Source organism: Legionella feeleii (assembly GCF_001467625.1).
Classification (GTDB): domain Bacteria; phylum Pseudomonadota; class Gammaproteobacteria; order Legionellales; family Legionellaceae; genus Tatlockia; species Tatlockia feeleii.
The window spans coordinates 21,867-23,372 of the sequence record NZ_LNYB01000090.1 but is presented as its reverse complement, the minus strand read 5'-3'; the positions used below and the strand labels follow the sequence as shown (position 1 = coordinate 23,372).

Here is a 1,506-nt window from a genome sequence, read left to right as displayed (position 1 = left end):
CTTGCATAGAAAAATAGGCAAATCATTGCGAAAGTATTTTTTTAAACCCCTCGAAAACAAAGGGCCAGAGCCTTGGGGGAGATGTGCTGAGTCGCCACAGGCCTCATCGTGCTGCCGGCAGATAGTTATTGGAGCTCGACCGAGCTCTCGGTGGGGACGGCACGTCTATTTGCAGTCAGCGAAGGCGGGCTTAAGCCAGCCTCTAAAGTCACCACGGCCCACATTCGCCCCATCAGCCGTTTTTAATCAGGAGTTCATCATGTTTAAACCAATTATTGCGCTTTGCCTGTTCTTAAGTGTTTCTGTCCAGGCCTTCGCCTTTGATGAGGTCGACTGCTGCCAGCGCTGGGTGATTGACGGCGCCCTTGGCATGGCCTTTTATTCCGCCGCCGTCGAGAAAGAGCAGCAGGTGGCCACTGGCCGCTTAAGCGTGGGACGCATTTTAGCCACCCAGACCTACTGGCAGGCCGCTATTGAACTGGGCCTGCAATCGGGCAATACCTTGGCCTTACGCTTCCCTAAAGAGGCGATTACTGCCTTAGGCGGGGTGGAAATTGAAGCGACCATGAAGCCCATGCTTGATGCGCTGGTCAGCGTAAGAAGTGAAACCCTGATTGAGTTTCCGCTCTTTTCATGGGTAAAAGCAGGCGTTGCTTATCGTGAGATGACGGTCGATAAGGCCGCGGTTAACACGAGCAAAGGCTTTTCGCCAGAAGTCATGGCAGGTCTTGGATTGCAGATTAATGAGCAGGCCGTTATGCGCTTAGGCTACCAATACATTCATGGCCAAAGCCCCACTCTTTCCGTTGATGAGGTCAATGAATCGGCCATCCTTCGCCATCTGCCCGCCCAGCAGGCTCTACTCCTTGGCTTTTCCTACCAGTTTTAATCATTTTTTTTAACCAACGAGGATTTAACCGATGAAACAATTAACCCCCTTCCAACAGGCTCGCCTTCAAGAAATCATTCTGCACCATGTACAGGGTGAGGCGCTGGAGGTAAGTACTTTTCGCTTAAAGGCAGAAGCAAAGGCGCTTGCAGCTAGCGCCATCGCCCTTTATGAAGGCATACCCCTTGAGCCGGACGATGCATTTTTAAACGCTATCTTTTTGAGCTTAAATCTAAGTGCGAGTGCGAAAGCCCATTTATTACAGCGCTGCGATAACCTGCATGACCTGTTACTCACCCTTCATCGTGAGGGGCAGACTTTCTTAAAACCAATGCTGACACTTATCCGCCACACCAAAGCCCCGCAAAGTCACGCTACCAGTGCACTGGCAGTCGCAGGTCTTGCCGGTGTTGGCGCCATCAGCTACCAGCAGGGATTTTTAAACAGTCTGCCCGCGCTGCTTAAAAGCGCTGTGGCAAAAAGTTCAGCCTTCTTTAGCAACACCGCAGCACTGGTTAAAAACCTGCCTCTGCTGGGGATGGGATTGGCAAGCGCGCAATGGGCTTACAGGGTAAGAAAAACACTGCTATCAGACAGCAAAAGCACCTTGAGCAAGG

Annotated in this window: 2 protein-coding genes; both read left to right on the top strand. The window is 51.5% G+C overall.

What is annotated here, in order from left to right; all coding sequences use genetic code 11:
- Positions 1–259 precede the first annotated feature (259 nt).
- Positions 260–889 carry a hypothetical protein gene (locus Lfee_RS16490; RefSeq protein WP_058448087.1) on the top strand — a complete coding sequence of 210 codons (630 nt, stop codon included), beginning with the start codon at positions 260–262 and terminating at the stop codon, positions 887–889.
- A gap of 31 nt (positions 890–920) precedes the next feature.
- The coding region (locus Lfee_RS16485; RefSeq protein WP_193786974.1) for a hypothetical protein at positions 921–1,506 on the top strand (586 nt) is incomplete at its 3' end.

Excerpts from the sequence above, each read along its gene's own strand:
- Lfee_RS16490 (WP_058448087.1), top strand. The coding sequence starts at position 260 with ATGTTTAAACCAATTATTGCGCTTTGCCTGTTCTTAAGTGTTTCTGTC.